This window comes from Mesorhizobium sp. M7A.F.Ca.CA.002.09.1.1, assembly GCF_003998555.1.
GTDB lineage: Bacteria > Pseudomonadota > Alphaproteobacteria > Rhizobiales > Rhizobiaceae > Mesorhizobium > Mesorhizobium ciceri.
Genome location: NZ_RZRR01001385.1, coordinates 1 through 874 on the forward strand (window position 1 = coordinate 1; position 874 = coordinate 874).

Here is an 874-nt window from a genome sequence, read left to right on the forward strand (position 1 = left end):
AGCATTGACCGCGTCGGGATTGGCCTCGGCGATGATTTCGGCGAGCACCGCCCTGGCCTCGTCCTCGGTCTCGCGAACGACCGCGAAGGCGTTGACGCCAACTTTGACGGAATGGTTATTGGCCTTCGCCTTGACTCTGATATCATCGACCTGCTTGGCGATCTCGGCCGGCGTGTTGCCGTTGGTGAAGTACCAGTCCGAGACGCGCGATGCCATGTCGCGCGCGGCGCGCGACGAGCCGCCCTGGAAGATTTCGGGTACTTGCGGCGGTTTCGGCTTCAGCGAATACTCATTGAAGCGGTAGAAATCGCCACGGAAGGTGAAGCTGTCTTCAGTCCATATTCCGCGCAGCGCACGGATGAATTCCTCCGAGCGGCGGTAGCGCTCGTCATGGTCGAGCCAATGCTCGCCGATGGCGTGGAACTCGCCGCGGAACCAGCCGGAGACAAGGTTGATCGCGACGCGGCCGTTGGTCAGGTAGCTGATGGTGGCGATCTGCTTGGCCGCCAGCGCCGGGTTCCATGGTCCTGGCAGGATCGCTGCGATGACCTTGAGCGTCGTGGTCGCCGCCAGCAGATCATGGCTGAACGCCACCGATTCATGCTGTTCGTCGGCGCCGTAGCCGGCCGTGAAACGTATCTGGCTAAGCGCGTAGTCGAAGCCGGCCTTCTCGGCGATCTGCGCCAGCTTGCGATTGTACTCGGCAGAATGGTTGGTGCGCTGCTCGATGTTGGAAATCACCAGGCCGCCCGAAACATTCGGCACCCAGTAGGCGAATTTGATCGGATCGGCTTCTGCATGTGCCATGAACTGTCTCCCATTCAGGCCGTGTCGTTGATCGCTCCGGTCGCGCCGGCTCTGATATTTATTATGT

The 874-nt window shown here is 61.0% G+C and carries 1 protein-coding gene; it reads right to left on the minus strand.

Features of this window, described 5'->3' with window-relative positions:
• Window positions 1-807 (minus strand): dimethylsulfone monooxygenase SfnG (gene sfnG / locus EN994_RS33420; protein ID WP_127308253.1); only part of this gene is annotated, 807 nt, incomplete at its 3' end.
• Window positions 808-874: the final 67 nt, after the last annotated feature.